This window comes from Bradyrhizobium sediminis, from assembly GCF_018736105.1.
Classification (GTDB): Bacteria; Pseudomonadota; Alphaproteobacteria; order Rhizobiales; family Xanthobacteraceae; genus Bradyrhizobium.
This window is the reverse complement of the sequence record NZ_CP076135.1, coordinates 509,015-528,598: the sequence shown is the minus strand read 5'-3', so window position 1 is coordinate 528,598 and position 19,584 is coordinate 509,015. Positions and strand designations below refer to the sequence as shown.

The 19,584-nt window shown below is 60.2% G+C and carries 16 protein-coding genes and 1 tRNA gene; 7 read left to right on the top strand and 10 right to left on the bottom strand.

The window, feature by feature from the left end; genetic code table 11:
* The first annotated feature begins 9 nt into the window (after positions 1–9).
* Both KMZ68_RS02560 and KMZ68_RS02555 read left to right on the top strand, forming a co-directional pair.
* Positions 10–933, top strand: coding sequence for a TIR domain-containing protein (locus tag KMZ68_RS02560; RefSeq protein ID WP_249779496.1), 924 nt, complete (start codon positions 10–12; stop codon positions 931–933).
* Positions 934–980: 47 nt separating this feature from the next.
* Positions 981–1,307 carry a hypothetical protein gene (locus tag KMZ68_RS02555; RefSeq protein ID WP_215614348.1) on the top strand — a complete coding sequence of 109 codons (327 nt, stop codon included), beginning with the start codon at positions 981–983 and terminating at the stop codon, positions 1,305–1,307.
* 17 nt (positions 1,308–1,324) lie between these two features.
* On the opposite strand, the gene KMZ68_RS02550 is transcribed toward KMZ68_RS02555, so the two are convergent.
* From KMZ68_RS02550 to KMZ68_RS02535, 4 genes are all read right to left on the bottom strand, one after another.
* A complete protein-coding gene (locus tag KMZ68_RS02550) occupies positions 1,325–1,825 on the bottom strand; it encodes a thermonuclease family protein (RefSeq protein ID WP_215614347.1) in 501 nt (166 codons plus the stop codon).
* Between the two features lie 452 nt (positions 1,826–2,277).
* Positions 2,278–2,703: a DUF6527 family protein gene (locus KMZ68_RS02545; protein ID WP_215614346.1), complete on the bottom strand. Its 426-nt coding sequence runs from the start codon at positions 2,701–2,703 to the stop codon at positions 2,278–2,280.
* Positions 2,700–3,908, bottom strand: a complete 1,209-nt coding sequence (locus tag KMZ68_RS02540; RefSeq protein ID WP_215614345.1) for a ThiF family adenylyltransferase — start codon at positions 3,906–3,908, stop codon at positions 2,700–2,702. Before KMZ68_RS02540 ends, KMZ68_RS02545 begins: the two co-directional genes overlap by 4 nt.
* A complete protein-coding gene (locus tag KMZ68_RS02535; protein WP_215614344.1) occupies positions 3,883–4,332 on the bottom strand; it encodes a multiubiquitin domain-containing protein in 450 nt (149 codons plus the stop codon). Before KMZ68_RS02535 ends, KMZ68_RS02540 begins: the two co-directional genes overlap by 26 nt.
* A 160-nt stretch (positions 4,333–4,492) precedes the next feature.
* Here KMZ68_RS02535 and KMZ68_RS02530 point away from each other — a divergent pair, with 160 nt between their 5' ends.
* Positions 4,493–4,864, top strand: a complete 372-nt coding sequence (locus KMZ68_RS02530; RefSeq protein ID WP_215614343.1) for a helix-turn-helix domain-containing protein — start codon at positions 4,493–4,495, stop codon at positions 4,862–4,864.
* Positions 4,861–5,787: an ImmA/IrrE family metallo-endopeptidase gene (locus KMZ68_RS02525; protein ID WP_215614342.1), complete on the top strand. Its 927-nt coding sequence runs from the start codon at positions 4,861–4,863 to the stop codon at positions 5,785–5,787. Before KMZ68_RS02530 ends, KMZ68_RS02525 begins: the two co-directional genes overlap by 4 nt.
* 228 nt (positions 5,788–6,015) lie before the next feature.
* Here KMZ68_RS02525 and KMZ68_RS02520 read toward each other — a convergent pair whose 3' ends face one another.
* Positions 6,016–7,191 (bottom strand): S1C family serine protease, encoded by a 1,176-nt coding sequence (locus tag KMZ68_RS02520; protein ID WP_215614341.1) that lies wholly within the window; start codon positions 7,189–7,191, stop codon positions 6,016–6,018.
* Between KMZ68_RS02520 and KMZ68_RS02515 the strand changes: the two genes are divergently transcribed.
* Positions 7,163–11,191 (top strand): CHAT domain-containing protein, encoded by a 4,029-nt coding sequence (locus tag KMZ68_RS02515; RefSeq protein WP_215614340.1) that lies wholly within the window; start codon positions 7,163–7,165, stop codon positions 11,189–11,191. The two genes, KMZ68_RS02520 and KMZ68_RS02515, sit on opposite strands and share 29 nt — an antisense overlap.
* Before the next feature lie 609 nt (positions 11,192–11,800).
* Here the strand turns inward: KMZ68_RS02515 and KMZ68_RS02510 are convergent.
* Positions 11,801–11,890: transfer RNA gene (locus KMZ68_RS02510), tRNA-Ser, on the bottom strand.
* Between the two features lie 235 nt (positions 11,891–12,125).
* Between KMZ68_RS02510 and KMZ68_RS02505 the strand changes: the two genes are divergently transcribed.
* Complete coding sequence (locus tag KMZ68_RS02505) at positions 12,126–12,434, top strand: hypothetical protein (protein WP_371741490.1); 309 nt, start codon at positions 12,126–12,128, stop codon at positions 12,432–12,434.
* Between the two features lie 138 nt (positions 12,435–12,572).
* Here KMZ68_RS02505 and KMZ68_RS02500 read toward each other — a convergent pair whose 3' ends face one another.
* The 3 genes from KMZ68_RS02500 to KMZ68_RS02490 all read right to left on the bottom strand — a co-directional run bounded on the left by KMZ68_RS02500 (position 12,573) and on the right by KMZ68_RS02490 (position 16,596).
* Positions 12,573–14,033, bottom strand: coding sequence for a trehalose-6-phosphate synthase (locus tag KMZ68_RS02500; RefSeq protein WP_215614339.1), 1,461 nt, complete (start codon positions 14,031–14,033; stop codon positions 12,573–12,575).
* Positions 14,034–14,235: 202 nt separating this feature from the next.
* Positions 14,236–15,045 (bottom strand): trehalose-phosphatase, encoded by an 810-nt coding sequence (gene otsB / locus KMZ68_RS02495; RefSeq protein ID WP_249779679.1) that lies wholly within the window; start codon positions 15,043–15,045, stop codon positions 14,236–14,238.
* Between the two features lie 48 nt (positions 15,046–15,093).
* Entirely contained in the window at positions 15,094–16,596 is a 1,503-nt protein-coding gene (locus tag KMZ68_RS02490) for an MFS transporter (RefSeq protein ID WP_215614337.1), read from the bottom strand.
* A 183-nt stretch (positions 16,597–16,779) separates the two neighbouring features.
* On the opposite strand from KMZ68_RS02490, the gene KMZ68_RS02485 reads away from it, so the two are divergent.
* Positions 16,780–17,160 (top strand): DUF3175 domain-containing protein, encoded by a 381-nt coding sequence (locus tag KMZ68_RS02485; RefSeq protein WP_215614335.1) that lies wholly within the window; start codon positions 16,780–16,782, stop codon positions 17,158–17,160.
* A 69-nt stretch (positions 17,161–17,229) separates the two neighbouring features.
* Here KMZ68_RS02485 and KMZ68_RS02480 read toward each other — a convergent pair whose 3' ends face one another.
* Positions 17,230–19,269 (bottom strand): methyl-accepting chemotaxis protein, encoded by a 2,040-nt coding sequence (locus tag KMZ68_RS02480; RefSeq protein WP_249779495.1) that lies wholly within the window; start codon positions 19,267–19,269, stop codon positions 17,230–17,232.
* Positions 19,270–19,584 lie beyond the last annotated feature (315 nt).

Below are 19,584 nucleotides of genomic sequence, written 5' to 3'. Positions count from 1 at the left end.
AGCACATCTTTGCCCCCTCGCCGGCCGACCACCCCGCCGCCCCAGGCTCCCGTTCTGAACGCGGCGCAGGTCCGCCGCCGCATCGAGCGACTGAAGCAATGCCTCGCTGATGTGGAAGCGTTCAAGCCGGAGCAAGTGCAGAAGCGCTTCAACATCCCTGAGGTGATGACCATCGAAGCGGGCATACGGGACGCGCTGGCAGTCGCCTTTGGCCACAACACGCCGCGGTACAAGAACTTTGAAGATGCGGCCAGCCTGGACAATGGTCCGGTCACGATGCGCATGGAGCCGGCTTTTGGCCGTGGTGGGCCGATCGATTATGACGCGAGAGACGCGCACGAAGCCCGCCAGTACCTTGCCGAAGGCAAGCAGCGTTCGATCAAGATATTGCAGGGAGCCATTAGGGCGCTGGAGACCGACCTGGGGGACCTTGACGATGACAGCCAGGGTTCAGGGCTGGGCGCACCGTCTCCATCCATGGTGACTGCTGCGCGCAAGGTGTTCATTGTCCATGGCCATGACGAAGGCGTGCGCGAAGCTGTTGCGAGGTTCTTGGAGAAGATCGGATTTGAGGCCGTCATCCTGCATGAAAAGGCCAACCAGGGCCGAACCGTCATCGAGAAGGTGGAAGCCCACAGTGATGTAGGCTTCGCGGTCATCCTGCTGACCCCCGATGACGAAGGCTGCGTGAAGGGCGGAACGCCGGCACCGCGCGTGAGGCAAAACGTGCTCCTGGAGCTGGGTTACTTCATAGGCAAGCTGGGACGCCCGCGCGTTTGCACGTTGAAGGTCGGCGACCCCGAAATTCCTTCTGACTGGCGTGGCGTCATCGACGAGTCTTTCGACAGGGGCGGTGGCTGGCGGCAGACGTTGTCGAGGGAGCTGGAGGCAGCCGGCTACGAGATTGACTGGAACAAGGTTATGCGCGGTTGAAGCGTTTGGCCGGCTGCTGCCGGAATCATCAAACAGGCGACAGCACTATGGGCTATTCCAAGCGTGTCTTATTTGGTGACGATCCCGCCGATGACGAAGCGCGGCAGCGCATAGCTCAATCGACCGCAAACTACCTCGCGCCGTTCACGTTCAAGATTCCGACACGCCGGAAAAACCGGCTCAAGATCGGACAGTATTGGGACGGCGCGTGGCCGTCAATCGTCGCGGAGGCCGCCAAAGCCCTGAACATCGAAAGCGTTCAGATCAACGACCAGCGGTGTTTTAAGTCGCAAGAAGAAGCTGACTCGGTCAAAGCCCTCGCTGAACAAAATCACCAAGCGTGGGTCAAACGGTATGAGCAACCGTCCGGCTGACACGTTTCGGCGCGCGGTCATTGTGGCCTCTGCGCGGAAAATTGCCTTTCGATGATCTTTGGCCAATCAGGCATTTCGGGACAACTCGTTTCTCCGCAGACAAACGGCTCGGCGAGTTCTTCGGCGATTAGCATCTCACCTATGTTCTTGCCGTTGAGCGTCAGCCGGCCACACTTCCTGCCATAGTTGCACTTCTTGGTCCCGATGGTCTTTGTCGGGCACGAGCAAACCACCTCCGCCAAATCGAGCGGACCGTTGTGCAGCAGTTCGGTGAAGCGCTTCTTTGCGACGATGGCCAGTGCCCTCTCGTCTGGGGTCACCTTACGGCGGCGCGTCTTTATTTCCGGGGTGTCATACCCAACCAACCGATAGCGATGTCCCCCGACCTCGATGGTGTCGCCATCCACAACGGTGATGGCATCGACGCTGATGAGCTCCGCCTGGACGCGCAGCGTCGAGAAGAAAATAGCTGCAAAGATCAGCGTGAAACACTTCATGCCCCGCCCCGATTCGCCCACCAGGTTATCAACCCCGAGAGAGACATTAGCGTGGTCCTATTCCAATCCCAATCCATGGCGCCATTTGCCATGCGGATTTTCCGGACCCTTCATACGGCATGCCCTGGGCGCCGCAAACCCAATTCCCGCTTGCGCCACTGGTCGAACGGACGACCGGCCGAGGCCAAGGCGCGCGGCTTTAAGACCATCCTGGTTTATTGCGTTGGTCCACCCGACCGCGACCCGCGACCACGCTGCTGGCATTCGTCAGCGGTGCCGTTGGACCGGCTGCCAGATTGGGACTGGTACGATATCTGCGCGCATTTCAAGTGCACGAAATGCGGCAGCGTGGGATGGGTTGGTCCTCGGCCCAAACTGATCGGCTTTTGCTCGAAACCTTATCAGTCGGTCGACTGACTCCATTTGTGACCAAACTTTATCAATTAGCGAACCAACCCCGTCGAGCAAGTTTTTCACCGAAGGCCAAGCGATTTTAAGATCGCGTTAAGCCAGGCTCTTATCATGCTGCCAAATCGGCGATACCACGGCCACGCAACCGCGTCGAAATACGCTTCGCGGAATGCGTTATCTTGCGCGCGGCCGGCAAGGATTTGCTCCTTGCTCATGGCGCCTGCCCACATCACCGCGTTGTCTTTAACCCAGTAGTGCGACTGACAGGGATGATTCCAGTTGCCGATGGACGGCGAGAGAGACACCCGATCGCCGTTCACCACCAGGCTGTATTCGGCGTTGCGGAACGGCGTGACAATTTTGGTGCCGCAACCACACGCGCAGCGATGACTTGCGGTTAGGAATCGCTGGGAGATGTACAGGACGCCGTCTTCAAGTTCCTTGGGAATGAAGTCGACGTAACGGGGCTGCAGCACGTTGAACGTCACGTCCGATCCTCTTTGGTTAGTCCGTGGGTGCTGATGGTGTATAGCGAATGGTGTTCGCGACAATCGTCCGCATAGAAGCCCCTCAGCTTCTTCCACTTCGTCACCGCCAAGGCCGCGTTCGCCATGTTTAAGTCGGCAACCTGGATGTTCCGGTAGATGTCATTTTCCTGCGCCGCCCCGAAAGATACCACCTCCTCAAGATGCTGATGTTGCTCGGGCGCTGCAACGGTGAAACGGCAAATGCCGCGTAGGAAGCCTTTCTCGTCGACCGCCACGTCGATGCCGACATCGATGAACGGCACCTTCATCGCCACGAGGCCCTGCAAAATGACCTTGCGCGCCTCGGCATCGTCAATGGCGACGAAGACGAAGTCGAAGCCGGCGAGCTCCGGCAACTGCTCGGCCCGTACGTGGTAAGGGTGACGGAAAATCCCGGTCCGCATGCGGTCATAGATGCCGAAGAACCAATCAACCTTCTTGGGGGGATTTTCGATCTCGTCGGCCCGCGGGGCGCCCGGCGCCCGGAACGCGTTATGAAGCTGGAAATCGTCTCCATCGAACAGGTGTAGCTCATCGATCGGCGTTTTCGCCAGCAAATCGAGGATGTAGGAGCCGGAGCCGCCGAGCCCGATGATCGCGACGCGATTTGCCAACAGCTTCGCCGTCGCCGCACCGATACCAGCGCGCGTGGTTGCCATATCAGGGTAACGGAAGACGCGTTGCTGCGCTTCGACAACGGCCGGTACCGGCTTGTCGCTACGCGGATCGCAGCTTTTTTCGAGAACTTGGGCTTCGTGCCAAATCAACCTGATATAAGCCCAGATCTTCTCGTGATAGTCGGCATAGTTGGTCTTGTCGGCGCGCTTCCTCGAAAAGCCGACGGTCGTTTTGATGCCGTCGCCCTTATCTTCCGGCGACGGATTCGAGATCATCTCGGCCATGACGCGGCCGGTCGGATCGCACGGCGGCTCCCCAATCCACCAGCACTGATGGTTTGCGACAGGATTGACGGCCTTGCCGCGGGGGTCGATCTCAAGCGGGCAATAGAGCGTGCCGAGCACCACCTCCCGCTTGGACGTAACGGCCGGAACGCCTTGGATCAGCAGATGGTAGGCCGTGCCCTGCACGAGCTTGAGGCGGAACCCTTCCGCCTCAAGTTTCGCCAAGTCCGGGCTCTGATTAAGATTTATCGGTGTTACGGACATCGAAGATCATCTCCTCAACAACAACCACCTTGTGGCCGGGCCGCAGCGACCCCTCTTGCCCGTCGGGCTTGGTCCACGACACGCTGTAGCGGATGTCGCCGCCGAACGGTCCATGCGGGAACGCCAGCTTCACCACCTGATCGTAAGAAATCTTGCGATGCGGCCATGCATCCTGCGTGCCGTTGACGAAGATCGTCACCGTTTTCTGGGAGTAGAAGTGCTCGTCCTTGTGAAGGTGCACCTCGGTGCCATCGCGGGGAATCAACTGGTCTTCGTGGTCGCCTTCGGCTTCGCGGAACAGCTCCTTATGCGGACCCATCTCGGCCAGCTTATAGAGCGCCTCGCCGGTGGTGGGATTGGGCGATTTGTAGGGCTCGCGATCGATGTGGATGCGAACTTCGTGGTCGTGGTGGTCTTCAGACATTCGGTTTAGCCTTCTATTCGAAGAGATTAAGGGCCCGCGAGCCGATCCGCTTTATATATGCGGCTTTGCTAAATTCGTCAAGCACCTGCCACGCGGCGCTTGACGTATCAAGCTAATCGGGTATATTCTCATTCAGAATCAATCACATAGGAGGAAAGCCATGCCGGAAGCCAAAGAGCCGCCCGCGGCGAAACTGACCTTTGGCAAACATCTCGCTCGCCTGCGGGATGCCGCGCACCTCACCCTGCGTCAAGTCGAGGAAGCGTCTGGCAAGGAGGTTTCAAATGCCTATTTAAGTCAACTTGAGAATGATAAGATCACCAAACCCTCGCCGAACGTGCTTCACGTTTTGGCGCGCATTTACAGTACGTCTTACGAAGACCTCATGGAGCGAGCCGGTTACTTTCCCGCGGCATCAACCGGATCGCGGCAAGCACGCGTTGCGACCTTCGCGGTGGAGAATCTGACGCCGGACGAAGAAAAAGCATTGATCGAATACCTGGCGTTCATAAGGAAACAACACCGCACGTGACCCGACCTGATGATGCATTCTTAACGCCGGAACAGCTGCTCAATGTGCAGCGTCATGCCGACCGCCTGCTGCGCGACGCTGCAGCTCATGGCGTATTTCCGACGCCGGTTAAGACCATCATGGAAGCGGCCAAGCTTACGGTCGTCGATGATGAAATCCTGAATGCTACTTTTCTCGAGCGCTTCATAAAATCAGCCAAGGCGAGCGTCGCCACGATCAAATCGGCGTTGAGTAAGGTGCTCGGCTTGTTCGAAGCCAACGATCGGCTGGTGATCATCGACAAGGACACCCCTACCCCGCGTATCCCGTTCGTTAAGCTGCACGAGGCTGGGCATGGAACGATGCCCCATCAAAGCAAAGTGTATTCCCTCATCCACGATTGTGAGAAAACGCTCGATCCCGAGATCACCGATCTCTTCGAGCGCGAGGCCAACGTGTTTGCGTCGGAAGCCCTGTTTCAGGGCGAGTTGTTCGCACAACACGCGAATGACCACGCGTTTGGCATCAAGGCCGGCATGGCCCTTGCCAAGCAGTTCGGCGGCTCTAACTACGCAACGTTCCGCCGCTACGTCACCAGTAACCCAAGCGCCTGCTGCCTCGTGGTGCTCGAACCGGAGCTCACCTACGATCATGCCGGCTTTCGGGCCTATATCCGGCGGGTCATCGTCTCAAGAACCTTTCACCGCATGTACGACGCTGCCGGTTTTGGCACCGCCATCATATCGGGCCATGCGCTGGCATCGCTGGTACCGCGCGGCGCGAAACAGCGGATGGTGGCAAAGCGCGACTTCAGTCTGGTCGATCGCAACGGCGACACCCGGATCTGCACCGGCGAAGCATTTAAGACCCGCCACCAAATTCTTGTTCTCATCCTAGACGAGCGTCCGAAGACAACAATGGTGGTCCTTCCCGGCGAAAGCTAATTCGAACAGACCAACGCAAAAACTGAAGCTGTATAGAGGCTATACGATTATCCACTCGTAGCTCTTGTTGGAGACTTTACCCGTGAGCGCGGGCGCCGAACTCTCTTTAGTTGTGGCACAGACGTTTATGCACAGTGCGGCGAAGCAGTGACGACGAGCTTGTCATGCATTAGGTCGTTGTGGGAATAGGCGCAACGGTCCATCTATCGCATCCATAGATAGAAGCCGTCAGTAACGGGTACCGGGGATATACTTATCCAGGCGCGAAGGCGTCAGCTTGCCATCAGGATGATAGCCAACGAGATCAATCTTTCGGTCAAAATCAACGTCGTGAAAGGAGATGTCCCACTTCTGGTCGCGATTGCGATCCTCGACAGAGATATCCGTTTTACCGTCGAAATTGATGTCGAGATGCGTAGAAATAGGCTTGGTGAGGTCGTCCGGCGTGACAAAGGAATAGTCTGCTTTGCCATCGCAGTTCGTATCGAACTGCACGAGTACAGCTGTATTCTGCCGGTCCCTTCCCTCATACAGTTTTACCGACTTGCAGGTCGCCGGTGCCTTCGCGGGGATTGGCTGGCCGGCCTTGGCAAGGAAGGCCTGGACATCGGCGATGGAGATCGCGAAGTTGAGCGCCTCGCCTTTGGCCTTGAAGGCGTTCACGCCGATGAGCTTGCCATCATCCGAGAGCAGCGGACCGCCGGAATTGCCGGGATTGATGGGTGTCTGGGTCTGGATGACGCTTGCTTTGTGCGAGCCTTCTTCGTCGCGCCATTCGTAATCTTTACGGTATTGGCTGATGAACCCCTTGGTGTAGGTCCAGGCCTCCCCGGTCGGATGCCCGATAGCGTGCACGTCGGCACCGACCTGAATGTCGGCTTCGGAGCCAAGGACGATGGGCTTTGTATCGCGCGGCGCGGAAGCAACGCGAAGGAGGGCCAGGTCGTGGCCCGGATCGATTTTCACGACTTGCGCGATCTCAAAGTCAGCTTCGGACGGTTTACTTCCCTCGGTTGGCGGCTTGAACAGGAGGCCGACCTTCTGAAAGCCCTTCACGACGTGCCAGTTGGTCAGGACCGCGTCGCCGAGCCCGATATAGGAGCCTGAACCGATGCTGGTGTCGGTAACCACGATGACGACCGAGGGCGAAAGCAGCCGGTAGATCTCGGAATCGTGCCGGCCGCGGCTGACGTAAGGCGCATCGGCGAGCTTGACGCCCGCGTATTTAGTGACGAGCGCGTTGCCGAGGCCGCCCATGTCATAAAGTTCGGGGGTGCTCTCGAGGGAGAGTATGTTAGCGTTCTCAGGCGAGGCCGGGAGGGCCTTGCCGACCAGGTCTGCCTGGGCCAAGGCTGTATCCATGAGGGCGACGGCAATGAAGGCAGACAAGACGGCGCGTTTCATACGATCGGGCCCCCCGTCCCTCTTGTCTGTGCTGACAGCGATGCTGCTTTGCTCAACCCTGCAGCTCATTCTCGTTTCACGTGCATTTTCACAGCCCGCGCCGGATTTGGAAAGCCGAAAACAGGCTGCGTACCAGAAATTTCATCGCGGCCAGGTCCGCGAAGCCGGGCGCGAGATCGCCGGGCTTGTCAAGGAGACGGCCGATCAGAATGCCAAAGCGCTTCTGCTGCGCGACCTGACCGAGATATGTTCGACGGCCTTCGAAGTCGAGTGCGCGATCGAATCCGAGGTTGCGGCCTATGAGATCGTCAAAACGGACGAGAAGCTCAAACCGCTCTTCCCGGAACTCTATGCCTACCTGCTTCGCGCGCAGTTCTTCGGAAACAACGATCCGCAATCTCGCAAGAGCCTCTTTCCGAACAACAAAGTACCATTCAATCCCGCGGCGTCTCCGTATCCGGCGGTGATGGCCAATCTTACGGCCGTGAACCACTTCCTGCTCTTGAACGAACATCAGTTGGCTGAGAAAGCCTACTCCACTGCGATCATGGGTCTCTTACTCATCGACCCCAAGGACAAATACAGCATCTGCAAGGCGCTAGCCGAATTTCTGGAGTCGCTGATTTCACAACAGGACATTGTTAGCGCCCAAGCGCTCGCACGCCTGATCGATCCCTACATGTCAGCCAATCTCAATCACGAAGGTCCGGTGTTTGCGGGTTACGTACACATCATGACTCAGCTGGTCGCGATGACAACCCGGTCCAGGCAGGTCGCCGGATTTCTCGAGGAGGCGATCCGGCTCAACGATCGTCTGGACATAAATGAAGGCATAAAGCTCTACCGGACCTCGACAAGCAATAGCCTTGCATCGCTCTCGCTTCTCTTCGAAGGTGCCACTGATGAAGCTGCTGCCCTCCATGCGCGTCATCCCTTGCAAGCGCAGCGCGACGCAATTATCGCACGTGATCATTTCGAGACGCTGCAAGAGTTTTACTTTGGACTCTCTGAGTTACTCATTTCGAGTTCCAAAGATCCATCGCGCATGGCGCCCTGGAAGTTGCACTTCGCGGCGATCCCTGCCGCCTGGCAGCTATCGGGATACGTCGCCGAGAATATTGAATCTTACCGTCATTTCGCACTCGGATTGATAGCTCTTCCAACTTCACGAGCGGAAGCCGCTGCATTGATTCAAACGGCGGCGCGGGAGCGGATTGAGGTCTTTGAAGGATTTCTGACGCGCCGCTTTGAAGGGTTTCAGCTGCCGACCTTGATCGACGCCCTTGTTATTCAGACGGCTCTGACGTCCCTTGTGGACTTCCCGCCGCCTGATGCCGCCGACCTGGCGCTTAGGGGCAGCGAAATGCTTTCCCGTACGCTTCGGCATCAGACCAGCGATTTTGCGGTCCTGATCGGCGCCCAAAAGACCGAACGCGCGCGCGACACCGTACGCTCCTATTATATCTTGCAGCAACAAAAGCGGCAGTGGGAGCTTGATCAGATCAAGAACCTCATGGCTGGCAGCAAGAAGGAAGCTGGATATCTCATTACGACTTACGCAGGCCTTACCGAGACCATTGTTCGGCTGGAAGACGCACTCACGAAAGATGCGGATTACGCCAAGGCGATCGGGTATCCGATGGCTGCACAAATTCAAACGGTGCTCGAACCCAACGAGGTCTTTCTCACTTTCTTTCCCACGCTCAAGGGTATGGGTCGTCTTTGCATCTCGAGGACGACAACGCTGTTTTCAGTGTCCGATGTCGAACCGCAAGTGGCGATCCTTGACGCCAAGCTGGTGCGATTGGCGCTGACGCAGGAGCGTGCGGCTGATGAGACGCTTGATAGCCAGTATCCGGTCCAATCGGCTGTTCGCCTCAGGGATCTTCTCTTCAAAGGTCTCGAATCCTGCGCGCAGCCTGGCTCGCTGGTCAATGCAGCGCCACCTGAGGAACTGTCGGGCATTCCGCTCTCGGCCCTGCTCGAAGAAGCGCCGCCCCGGCGGGGCGACGGATACGATCTGCTCGCGGCCCGCTGGCTTGGCAAGACATACAGGCTCGCGAGTTCGATCTCGGCACGTCATTTTCTTGGCACGCGCACGTCGATCTCGCACCAGCACGCGCCGCTGCCTTATCTCGGCATCGGCAATCCCTCCCTTTCCATGGTCACTCAACAGGCCAGTCTGACGCGCAGTGGCAATACCGACGCCTCCCTGCGCGGCGCCTTGAGCGAACTGGGATCGCTGCCGGAGACGGCGGACGAAATCACCAACGTCGGGCAACTTATGCATGCCGCAAAAGGCGATGTACTGCTGGGTACAGATGCGTCTGAGGAGAACTTCCGCACCAAGGATCTCGGCAAGTACGACATCATCCATTTCGCAACCCACGGGCTGCTGCGCAACGACATACCCGGCTTGAACGAGGCGTCGCTGGTTCTCACGCCCAAGGACTTGTCCGACAGTTTCGACGATGGATTGCTGACGGCGCCGGAGATCACCCGGCTTCCGCTTGATGCGCGCCTTGTCGTTCTTTCGGCCTGCAATACGGCGCGGATGGATACATCGGCCGCAAATATCGGCATCACCGATCTTGCGGCCGCCTTCTCGGTTTCCGGATCGCCGACCTTGCTAGCATCGCTTTGGACCGTGGAAACCAACGCCGCACATGATCTGATGCTGGCATTTTTCACAACCTGGAACGAACAGCACCACAAGAGCGCCTCGGCGGCTCTGGCGGGAGGTGTTGAACGCTATCTCGCCCGAGCCGACAGGGCTCATCACCATCCGCGCTTCTGGGCGCCTTTCATTGTCTTTGGCTATGGAGCTAGCTTGCCCGACGATGGCGTGAATTCAACGAACGCTACGTTTGATTATGCACCCTTTGGCAACGACGAGGTCGGAGAACTCTTCGATGCCAAACCTCTCGCGGGCCGCCTGATACTATCGGCGATGGGCGGTTGGGACGGAAGCTCGATGGCCAGCATCATCAGGGATGCGGGGCACGATGGCGCCGGCTTTCCGGCCGCGTCTCACGACATTGCCGCCGGCCCTCTCTTCATCGATCAATCGCAGATATATGCGCTTGGTTACAAGACGTCACCCCACCCCTACCCGGTTGTCCGGCGGCTCGCGCCGGATGGCTCCAAGGTCTGGGAAAGGGCTTGGCCGGATCTCGAGGACAACTCGCCAGCGGGTGCGGTAAAGATTGGCAATGACATCGTCATGTTGTCAGGCTCGATTTATTCGCAGCAAACCGACGAACGCGTGGCATATCTGACCCGGTTCGACGTGGATGGTCATGAGATCGCGCGCAAAGAGATCAAGGTCGGAAAGTCCGCGTTTATCGTGGGCCGATCGACGTTGCTCTCAAAGCTCGGTCCCGATCCCGTGCTCGTCGTCAACTTGCGGCAATTTGGCAATTTTGGTGCAAACGAAGCTCTCTTCGGTCTGCCGACCCTCTGCGACGGGCCGCGCCAAACGGTACTCTATCTGTTGGACAGCTCAACTTTCGAAATCAAGAAGACCCTTACAATCCCCGACTTTCAGGCTTTTGGTGTCGATGGCGGCGACAGTCAGCTCAAGATCGGCGGCCAGACGCGCGGAGCCTGCGAGGCTGGCGGCAAGGGACTTCTCCTCCAGGTGGGCCGGCAATTTACATCATCGGCGCTGTGGAAGGATGATGATCCGTTTCCGTCTAACGTCCAGTCTGTAGCGAGTGAGCAGGGCGAGACATATTTCGCCGTGAAGCGGCAGCGTCCGATTGGCGTGCGGCGCCTCGGCGCCACAACAGCAGAGACGGGCTCGAAGCGATGGGGCGATAGCGGCGACGAGCTTCTCGAGTTTTCAATCTTCAAGATCGAACTGAACGGTGGGGCCGTACCTTCCTACAATTCCGCCTTCGGTCTGAGTGCCTTTGCCCAGGGACTTGTGTTCGACCGGGGCAAGCCGGTTATCTATGGCAGTCTCGGCGGCAGGCCGGCCCTTTCAACGCGACAATAATAGCTGTCTCCATCACTTCGATGAGCCATTTTAGAGAAACGAACCCCGTTACATTTACTCGTAAGCTTTTGTTAGAAGCCTTATCAGTTCGAGAAGGACTGCCCGGCTCGGCCAGCAGTCGTGATCGAACCCGTCTCCGCTCAAAGTCTCCCAAAAACGGGAATATTCCTGGACGCGGCCGGAGACTATCGCCGATTTCCACCTCCAACTCGGCAAACCGGGAATCCAGAGACGAAAACGAATACGCGAAAAGCCGGGATTTCCGGCCCATTCTCGCGTCTCTTGAGAAGCCTGGCCGAACACAGAAATGGCTGGCTGATGCGGGAGGATTCGAACCGCGATATGGCGGGTCAGAAATCAGCGCTCTTGCCTGTTCGAGAGAAGCAGCAAAACCCTTTTCCGGCCAGGTTCATAGGTAACTCCAAACGTTCAAATTTCGAGAACCGTACCGAATTGATGGAGTCCAGAGCTTTGGAGAGAAACGGGCCCTTCGGAGAAGAATAAGCCGGCTCTCCCTATCCGGAGTCCGGAGCTCAGATGAGAAATCGCTGCTGTTACTGGGCCTAATCGGCCGCTAATTCACCGGGAGAATGCGCGGCTGGGACAATTTGGCGGAGAGAGTGGGATTCGAACCCACGGTACGGTTTCCCGCACACACGCTTTCCAAGCGTGCGCCTTAAGCCACTCGGCCATCTCTCCGGATGGCTTCTCTTGAAGGGGCCCGGCGACTTTTGCAAGGGACTGTGGGCGCGGCCGGCGACATTTCCGCAACATATTGAATAATCTTGATAATTTATGAGGGCTAACGCCGGGGCGGTGCATCTCAAAGACCCTTGAACCGAAAACCGGTTAGCGGCGACGATGAATGATCGTGGCGATTCAACAAGCGGGGCGCGGCATGACCATCCATCGGGCGCTGGTGTTCTCGGTTCTGATGTCCGCGATACCGGCCGTTTGCGCCGGGCCGGCGCTGGCACAGGCCTGCACCCGCCGGGGCGTCGATGTCGCCTGCGATGACGGCCGCCGCGGCATCCTGTCCGGCGACGCCATCATCTGGACCGACGGCTCGCGCTCGAGCCTGACCTCGCCGAATCCGGGCGTCATCATCGGCAACAAGTCATCGGTCATCGTCGGGCCGGGCGTGTTCGTCGGCAAGGGCAACGGCGTGGTGCCGATGGATAATCCGAGCGCGCCGAACAAGGCGCGCTGCGCCGTCCTCGATGGCGTATCGTACTGCTACTGACCTGCACTCACCCGCTAGAGCCTTCCGTTCCGATTGAATCGGAACGGGGCTCTGTCTTTTTGTCTTGACGCGTTTTCTTCACGCGAACCGGTATCCACCCCGGATCAAGTCCGGGGCAGGCTTTCGCTTGAAAACGCTCTAATGATACCGCGCGCCGAGATTGGCCGAGTGGAGCGGCCACAGGGTCGGCGGCTCCGCCATCAGCGGCGCGCTCGCCTCCTTGTCGGCATGGCTTTCCTGCAGCGCATCGACGAAATCGGCGAACCAGCTCTGGATCGTGCTCGCGCGCAGCTTCGCCATCATGTCTTCCCAGCGCATGCGCCGCTCGGTCAGCGGCATCGACAGCGCGGTCGCGATGGTTCGCGCCATGCCCTCGATATCGTGCGGATTGACCAATAACGCCGCATCGAGTTCGTTGGCCGCGCCGGCGAATTTCGACAACACCAGCACGCCGGGATCGGCCGGGTTCTGTGCCGCGACATATTCCTTGGCGACGAGATTCATCCCGTCATGCAGCGGGGTCACGACGCCGACCTGGGCAGTACGATAAAGACCAGCCAGCACGGTCTGGCCAAAACCCTTGTTGAGATAACGGATCGGCGTCCAGTCCACCTCGCCGTGGCGGCCGTTGACGTCGCTGACCAATCTCGCAAGTTCGCTCTGCAGATCGCCATAGGCTTCGATGGCGCCGCGCGACGGCGTTGCGATCTGCAGCAGCGAAGCCGTGCGCGCCAGCGACGGCTGCAAGGTCCACATCCGGTCGAACGCGTTGATGCGGTTCACCAGCCCCTTGGAATAGTCCAGCCGGTCGACGCCGATCGCCAGCTTCTCACCGTTCAGGCTTCGCCGCAGCCGCGACACGTCGGGATGCGACGCGGCCTTGGCGGCCTGCTGGGCGAATTTTTCCGGATCGATGCCGATCGGAAATACCGCAATGCGCGAAATGCCGTGGCGCGAGGCGACGACGCCATCCGCCACGGTCAGACCGAGGTCCGACTGGACATAGGACAGGAAATTCTCGCAATCGTGTTCGGTCTGGAAGCCGATCAGGTCGTAGGCCAGCATCGCAGCAACCAGGTCGCGATGCTGCGGCACGGCGCCGATGGTGGCGCGGTCGGGCCAGGGAGTGTGCAGGAAAAACCCGATCGGCTGGCTGACGCCGAGATCGCGCAGTTCCGCGCCCAGCGCCAGGAAATGATAATCCTGGATCCAGAACGCCGTGTCCGTCTTGCGGAACCGCAGCAGCGCGCGCGCCATGAAGGCGTTCACTTCGCGATAGGACAGGTAATCTTCCCTGCAAGCGCGGATCAGGTCGGTGCGCGAATGCAGCGCCGGCCACAATGCCGAATTGGCGAAGCCTTCGTAGTAGCCGCCGTAATGCGCGGCCGGCAGATCCAGCAGCGCCACCGCGCCTGCGCCCAGCGCTTCGATCTCGGCAAACGGTTCCCTCTGCGCGCCATCGCGGACGCGACCGCTGGAACCGACCCAGATCGCGCCGGATTTCTCCACCACCGGCAGCAAGGCAGCCGCGAGGCCCCCGGTCATGGGTTCGTTGGCCATGCCGCGCGCGACGCGATTTGAAACGACGACGAGGTTCACAGGGTCCCCTCCTGTTGGTCACTCGCGAGTTAACGGTCATTCATCAATATGGTTCCTGGTCACCCTTTCAACGAAATGAAACCAAATTCAGGCGCTGCCGCGATGGAACCGACCAACCTGCTGCAGAAAGATTCCGCACGGAACAGCGCGATGTCGGCAAACTGCCGCGGCATCGAGCAGCAAGAAACTCCGGACTTTCAAATCATGGCCGCGAAGCGGCTTTTTCGTCGTCGAGCAGACGTGCAAGCCATTGCCGGACATCGCCAGGCTCGTCGAAATGACCGGCCACACCCTTGGCCCGCCTGCCAACCGAAAATGCGAGGCCATCGAGATCGGGCATGATGGCGAACACCGATTCGTCGGTGACGTCGTCGCCGATGAACAGCGGGCGGCGCCCCTTGAACGGGCCATGCGTCATCAGTTCCCGCACGCCCGACGCCTTGGTGAAGCCGGAATGCTTGATCTCGCAGACGCATTTTCCGGGCAGCACTTCGATCGGCGCGTTGGGAAGATCGGCGCGGATCAGCGACACCGCTTCATAGATCGCCTGCTCCGCCTGCGGCGCGAGACGGTAGTGCAGTGCCAGCGAATAGCCCTTGTCTTCGAGCAGGATTCCCGGGCTGAGCCTGGCGATCGCCGCAAGCCGCCGCTTCAATTCCTTGTCCATCGGCGGCGCATGGGTGGCGACCGCTTCGCTGTCGGCCGTAACCCTCATTTCCGCGCCGTGGCCGCCGACCGCCGGGAATTGCTCGGGCGCAAAGATCAGATCGATATCGTTCAATGAACGCCCGCTGACCAAGGCCAGCGCGCCCGAGGTGCGCTCCAGCAACCGGTTCAGGGTTTCAGCGAGACCCGGCGGCACCCAGACTTCGCGCGGCGTCGGCGCCAGATCGAGCAGCGTGCCGTCGATGTCGAGCAGGATCGCGGATTGCTCGAGATGCGGCAGCAGCGAGCGCGGCACCGGAACGGCTTCCGGCGAGCCCTCGTCATCCGGGGAGATATCTTCCTGCATCGGCAAGTCGGCCAAATCCTGATCGACCAAGTCCTGATCCATTGCATCCTACTCCACGAAAGCCAGCGGCCGCGCAACCGATTCCAGCGCCCGGCGCTCGGCAGCGATGCCGTAACGCCACCCGATCGCGGCGGCCGCAATCATCAATCCGGATCCCAACAGGTAGCCGGCGAACACGCTGTCGCGGGATCCGGTATCGATCAGCGCCCCGAACAAGGCGGGGCCGGCGACGCCGCCGATTCCGGTTCCGATCGCATAGAACAGCGCGATCGCCAGCGCCCGGACCTCCAGCGGAAAGGTTTCGCTGACGGTTAGGTAGGCCGCGCTGGCGGCAGGGGACGCAAAAAAGAAGATCACCATCCAGGCGATGGTCTGGCTCTCGGCGCTCAGCATGCCGATCGAGAACAGATAGCCCGACAGCGCCAGCAGAATACCCGAGACGCCATAGGTGAACGCGATCATCGCGCGGCGTCCCAGCGTGTCGAACAGCCGCCCCAGCAACAGCGGCCCGAGAAAATTACCGGCGGCAAACGGCAGGATGTACCAACCGACCTGGTTCGACGCGATGCCGAAGAAATCGGTCAGCACCAGCGCGAAGGTGAAGAAGATCGCATTGTAGAAAAATGCCTGCGCCGTCATCAGCGCAAGTCCGACCAGCGAACGCGCGCGATAAAGCGAGAACAGCGTGTGCGCCACTTCGCGCAGCGGGGTATGATCGCGCATCTTCAACCTGATCTTTGGCCAGGCTTGCTGCGGCCGACCTTGCGCGTTGCTGGTCGCCGACCGCTCGATATCGGCGACAACAGCATGCGCCTGATCGGGGCGGCCGTGAATCATCAGCCAGCGCGGGCTTTCCGGAATCCACATCCGCATCACGAACACCACGAGGCCGAGACCGGCGCCGCCGAGATACGCCAGCCGCCAGCCGAGATCGGGATCGATCACCGCGGGATCGAGCAGAACAATGGCGCTGACTGCGCCCATCGCAGCACCAATCCAGAAGCTGCCGTTGATCGCAAGGTCGGTCCAGCCGCGATAGCGCGCCGGCACCAGTTCCTGGATCGTCGAATTGATCGCGGTATATTCGCCGCCGATGCCGGCGCCGGTGAGAAAGCGGAACAGCGCGTAGCTTCCGACATTCCAGGACAGCGCGGTGGCCGCGGTCGCCGTCAGATAGAGCGCCAGCGTGATGAAGAACAGCTTCTTGCGCCCGATCCGGTCCGTCAGCCAGCCGAACCCGAGCGCGCCAATGACGGCGCCGGCGAGATAGGCGCTGTTGGCAAAGCCGACGTCGAGATTGCTGAAGCGGAGCGCCGGGCTTTCCTTCAGCGCGCCGGAGAGCGCGCCCGCCAGCGTGACCTCGAGCCCATCCAGAATCCAGGTGATACCGAGCGCCAGCACCACGCGGGTGTGGAAGCCGCTCCAGCGCAGGCTGTCGAGCCGCGAGGGAATGTCGGTTTCGATGATGCCGTCATCGCCTGCTGGCACCGGCGCGGAAGCGGACCCGCTGTGATTCAGGACCGAGTTGCGATGTGTCAGTTGCAAATCCATTGAATCGGACCAATGCGAAACCACCCGGGAACGCTGGGTTCCAGGGCCTCCCGGCTCGAATTGCGGCTACCGTCATCCTGCCACGTTCGACAACGTTTGGACCGGTCGGGGGTTCCCGCATTGCGGCAAGGGAACCGATCGTCAGCGCTCATGTTTTTCGCTGCAATAACATGGAGCTGAATCATGGCTGCGTCACGGAAACCAACGCATTCGCGCACAGGCCCAGTGCGGAAGAAGACCACCCCACGAAAGGCAAGCCCTGCGCGACAAAAAACGACTGTCGGAAAAGCGTCGAAGAAACGCTGGTCGCAGCGGGTGACCCGCGAAAGCAACGCTCTCGATCTGGAGCAAGGCGTCTTCAAACTGACCGATCCGAAGAAGATTGCGGCTTCGTTGAAGCAATCGGCGGAACGCAGTTCGCGCCGCAAGGCTGGCGCCTACCGATCGGCGCTCTCGATGCTGACCTTCTACATCAACCGCGCCGGCAAAACCTTGTCGAAATTCCAGCGCGGGCGGCTGGAGCGGGCCAAGTCGGAGTTGAAGCGGCAGTTTGGGAGAGAATGATTTTCGGCGCCGCGAACATCTCATCGTCGTCCCGGCGCAAGTCCGGGACGACGTCGGAGAGAATCTGTCTCAAGCCGCACGGATATTCGCCATGAAGCGGTCGAGCTCCTCGCGCAACCGCGCGCTTTCGCTGGAAAGCGTCCTGGCCGAGTTCAACACCTCCTCTGAGGCGGACCCGGTTTCGGTGGCGCCGCGATTGACCTGCATGATATTCGCAGCCGCTTCGTGGGTGCCTTGCGCGACGTTCTGAACGCTGCGCGCAATCTCCTGGGTCGCCGTGCTCTGCTGCTGCACCGCACCTGCGATCGACGAGGAGATGTTCGAGATCTGCTCGATGGTGCCGCCGATTTCCTTGATCGCGGCTACCGATTCCTGCGTCGCGCCCTGCATGCCGGAAATGTGCGACGAGATCTCATCGGTCGCTTTTGCGGTCTGGCTGGCCAGCGACTTGACCTCGGAAGCGACGACCGCGAAACCGCGGCCGGCCTCGCCGGCGCGGGCGGCTTCGATGGTGGCGTTCAGCGCCAGCAGATTGGTCTGCTCGGCGATCGCCGTGATCAGCTTGACCACGTCGCCGATCTCCTGGGCGGCGCGCGACAGTTTGCCGATCCGCCCGTCGGTCTGCTGGGCTTGCAGCACCGCCGCTTCCGCGATCTGGTTGGATTCACGCACCCGCCTGCCGATCTCGTCGACGGAGGTCGAAAGCTCTTCCGTCGCGGCGGCGACGGATTGCATGTTGCTGGAGGCTTCTTCCGACGCGCCGGCGGCCTGGCTGGACAGGCTTTGGGTGGTTTCCGCGGTACGCGTCAGCGTGCCGGCCGCGGACTCGAGCTGGACCGCCGACGCTGAAACGTTGGAGACGATGGCGCCCACCGCCGATTCGAAATCGTCGGCGAAGCGAATGAGTTCGGCGCGGCGTGCCGCGCTGCTCGCCTTGTTCTGCGCCTCCTGGGTTGCGGCATCGCGCTCGGCCTTGGCGATGGCCTGCATCTTGAATTCTTCCACCGCGCCCGCCATCTCGCCAAGCTCGTCCTTGCGCCCGAGGCCGGGCAGCACGACGTCGAAATTGCCGCCGGCGAGCTCCCGCATCGCCTTGCACATCGCGATCATCGGCCTGGAAATTCCTCTCCCCAGCAACAGCGCCCACACTCCGCCGAGCAGGAAGCCGCCGGCCGCCAGCATCAGGATCAGGCGTTCGGTCTCGCCGATGCTCGCGTTGGCTTCGGTCTCCAGCCGTTGCTGGTCGGAGACCAGGCCCGCCTTCAAGGCGCTCGCGCCTTGCATGATGGCATCGGCGGATTTGGACATTTCGCCGCTGAGCTTCTCGACCAATTTGGTGTTTTCAACGAGCTTGCCGAGGGCGTTGCGGAAGTCGGCGAATAGCGAATCGACCTCCTTGATGGTGGACTTTATCTTTTCATCGCTCGTCGGTATCGCGTGCAGCGCGTTCAGGATGAAATTCAGACGGGCCAATGCGCTGGTCGCAGTCGCATAGTCGCCATTGATGACGAAGGTGTTGGCCAGCTCCTTTATGGCCTGAAACTGGCCGAGCACCTGCTTTGCCCCGAATTCGACCGCCGGCAATTCGGCTTCCGCCGCCGCACTGGCGAGATCGTCGAGCTTGTAGTGCAGGGACATCTGGCTGCGCATAAGCTGGTTTTGCGCAATGAGCGCACTTTCCTGCTTGGCCTTGAGAATGCCCGCGAAAATCCCGGAGAAGGTGCCGAATTCCTTGGCAAGCTCTGCGATCTGATTGCGCCGCGCCGGATCGGCGGTGCCCGTCATCGATCGGTCGATGGCATCCTTCAGGCTGGCCTCGGCGGCCAGCGCCGCCTTGCCGTCTTCTTCCTTGCCGGTCACCATGAAGTATCGCGCCAGCGCGCGATACGAGGTCAGCTCGCGGTCGATATTGCGCGCCAGATCGGCTTCTGAAACGCTGTTGCGGTAGGACGCCACGCCGGCGGCGACGCGCTCGAAGCCGAGATAGGCGATGCCCATGCTGGCGGCCGAGATGGCGAGCACGACGGCGAAGCCGAGCATGATCTTGGCGCGGAATCGCAAAGTCGGGAGTTTCGACGATATCGATGTCGATGCGGTATGTTCAGACAATCCCACCCCAAGCCCCCGTCTTCGTTCCGAAAAACCAGCGGAATCGGGAGCGCGGCCCCCGATCCGGTGCCGGAAACTAGGGCAGAATCAATAAAGGGGCGTAAATTTGGACCGAATTCCTCATCAAGGCGCGACTTCGTAGCCCGGCATGCGCTTGCGGCACGGGCCTCGGGGGGGCCGGCGGCGCCAGCCCTGCCAATCGGGGGCCTGTTGCAGCCTGGGCCCGGTCAGGGCCTGAAGCTCATTGAGCGTTATCCCCGGAGTCATTTCCTGCGCCACGCGAGACCTCGCCGCGTCACGTCGGCACGGCGAAGG

What these genes read in the sequence shown, in the direction of transcription:
- KMZ68_RS02530 (WP_215614343.1), top strand. Translation starts at nt 4,493, where the DNA reads ATGCCGGAAGCCAAAGAGCCGCCCGCGGCGAAACTGACCTTTGGCAAA.
- KMZ68_RS02520 (WP_215614341.1), bottom strand. Translation starts at nt 7,191, where the DNA reads ATGAAACGCGCCGTCTTGTCTGCCTTCATTGCCGTCGCCCTCATGGAT.
- KMZ68_RS02485 (WP_215614335.1), top strand. Translation starts at nt 16,780, where the DNA reads ATGGCTGCGTCACGGAAACCAACGCATTCGCGCACAGGCCCAGTGCGG.
- KMZ68_RS02555 (WP_215614348.1), top strand. Translation starts at nt 981, where the DNA reads ATGGGCTATTCCAAGCGTGTCTTATTTGGTGACGATCCCGCCGATGAC.
- KMZ68_RS02505 (WP_371741490.1), top strand. Translation starts at nt 12,126, where the DNA reads ATGTCCGCGATACCGGCCGTTTGCGCCGGGCCGGCGCTGGCACAGGCC.
- KMZ68_RS02540 (WP_215614345.1), bottom strand. Translation starts at nt 3,908, where the DNA reads ATGTCCGTAACACCGATAAATCTTAATCAGAGCCCGGACTTGGCGAAA.
- KMZ68_RS02490 (WP_215614337.1), bottom strand. Translation starts at nt 16,596, where the DNA reads ATGGATTTGCAACTGACACATCGCAACTCGGTCCTGAATCACAGCGGG.
- otsB (WP_249779679.1), bottom strand. Translation starts at nt 15,045, where the DNA reads ATGCAGGAAGATATCTCCCCGGATGACGAGGGCTCGCCGGAAGCCGTT.
- KMZ68_RS02515 (WP_215614340.1), top strand. Translation starts at nt 7,163, where the DNA reads ATGAAGGCAGACAAGACGGCGCGTTTCATACGATCGGGCCCCCCGTCC.
- KMZ68_RS02535 (WP_215614344.1), bottom strand. Translation starts at nt 4,332, where the DNA reads ATGTCTGAAGACCACCACGACCACGAAGTTCGCATCCACATCGATCGC.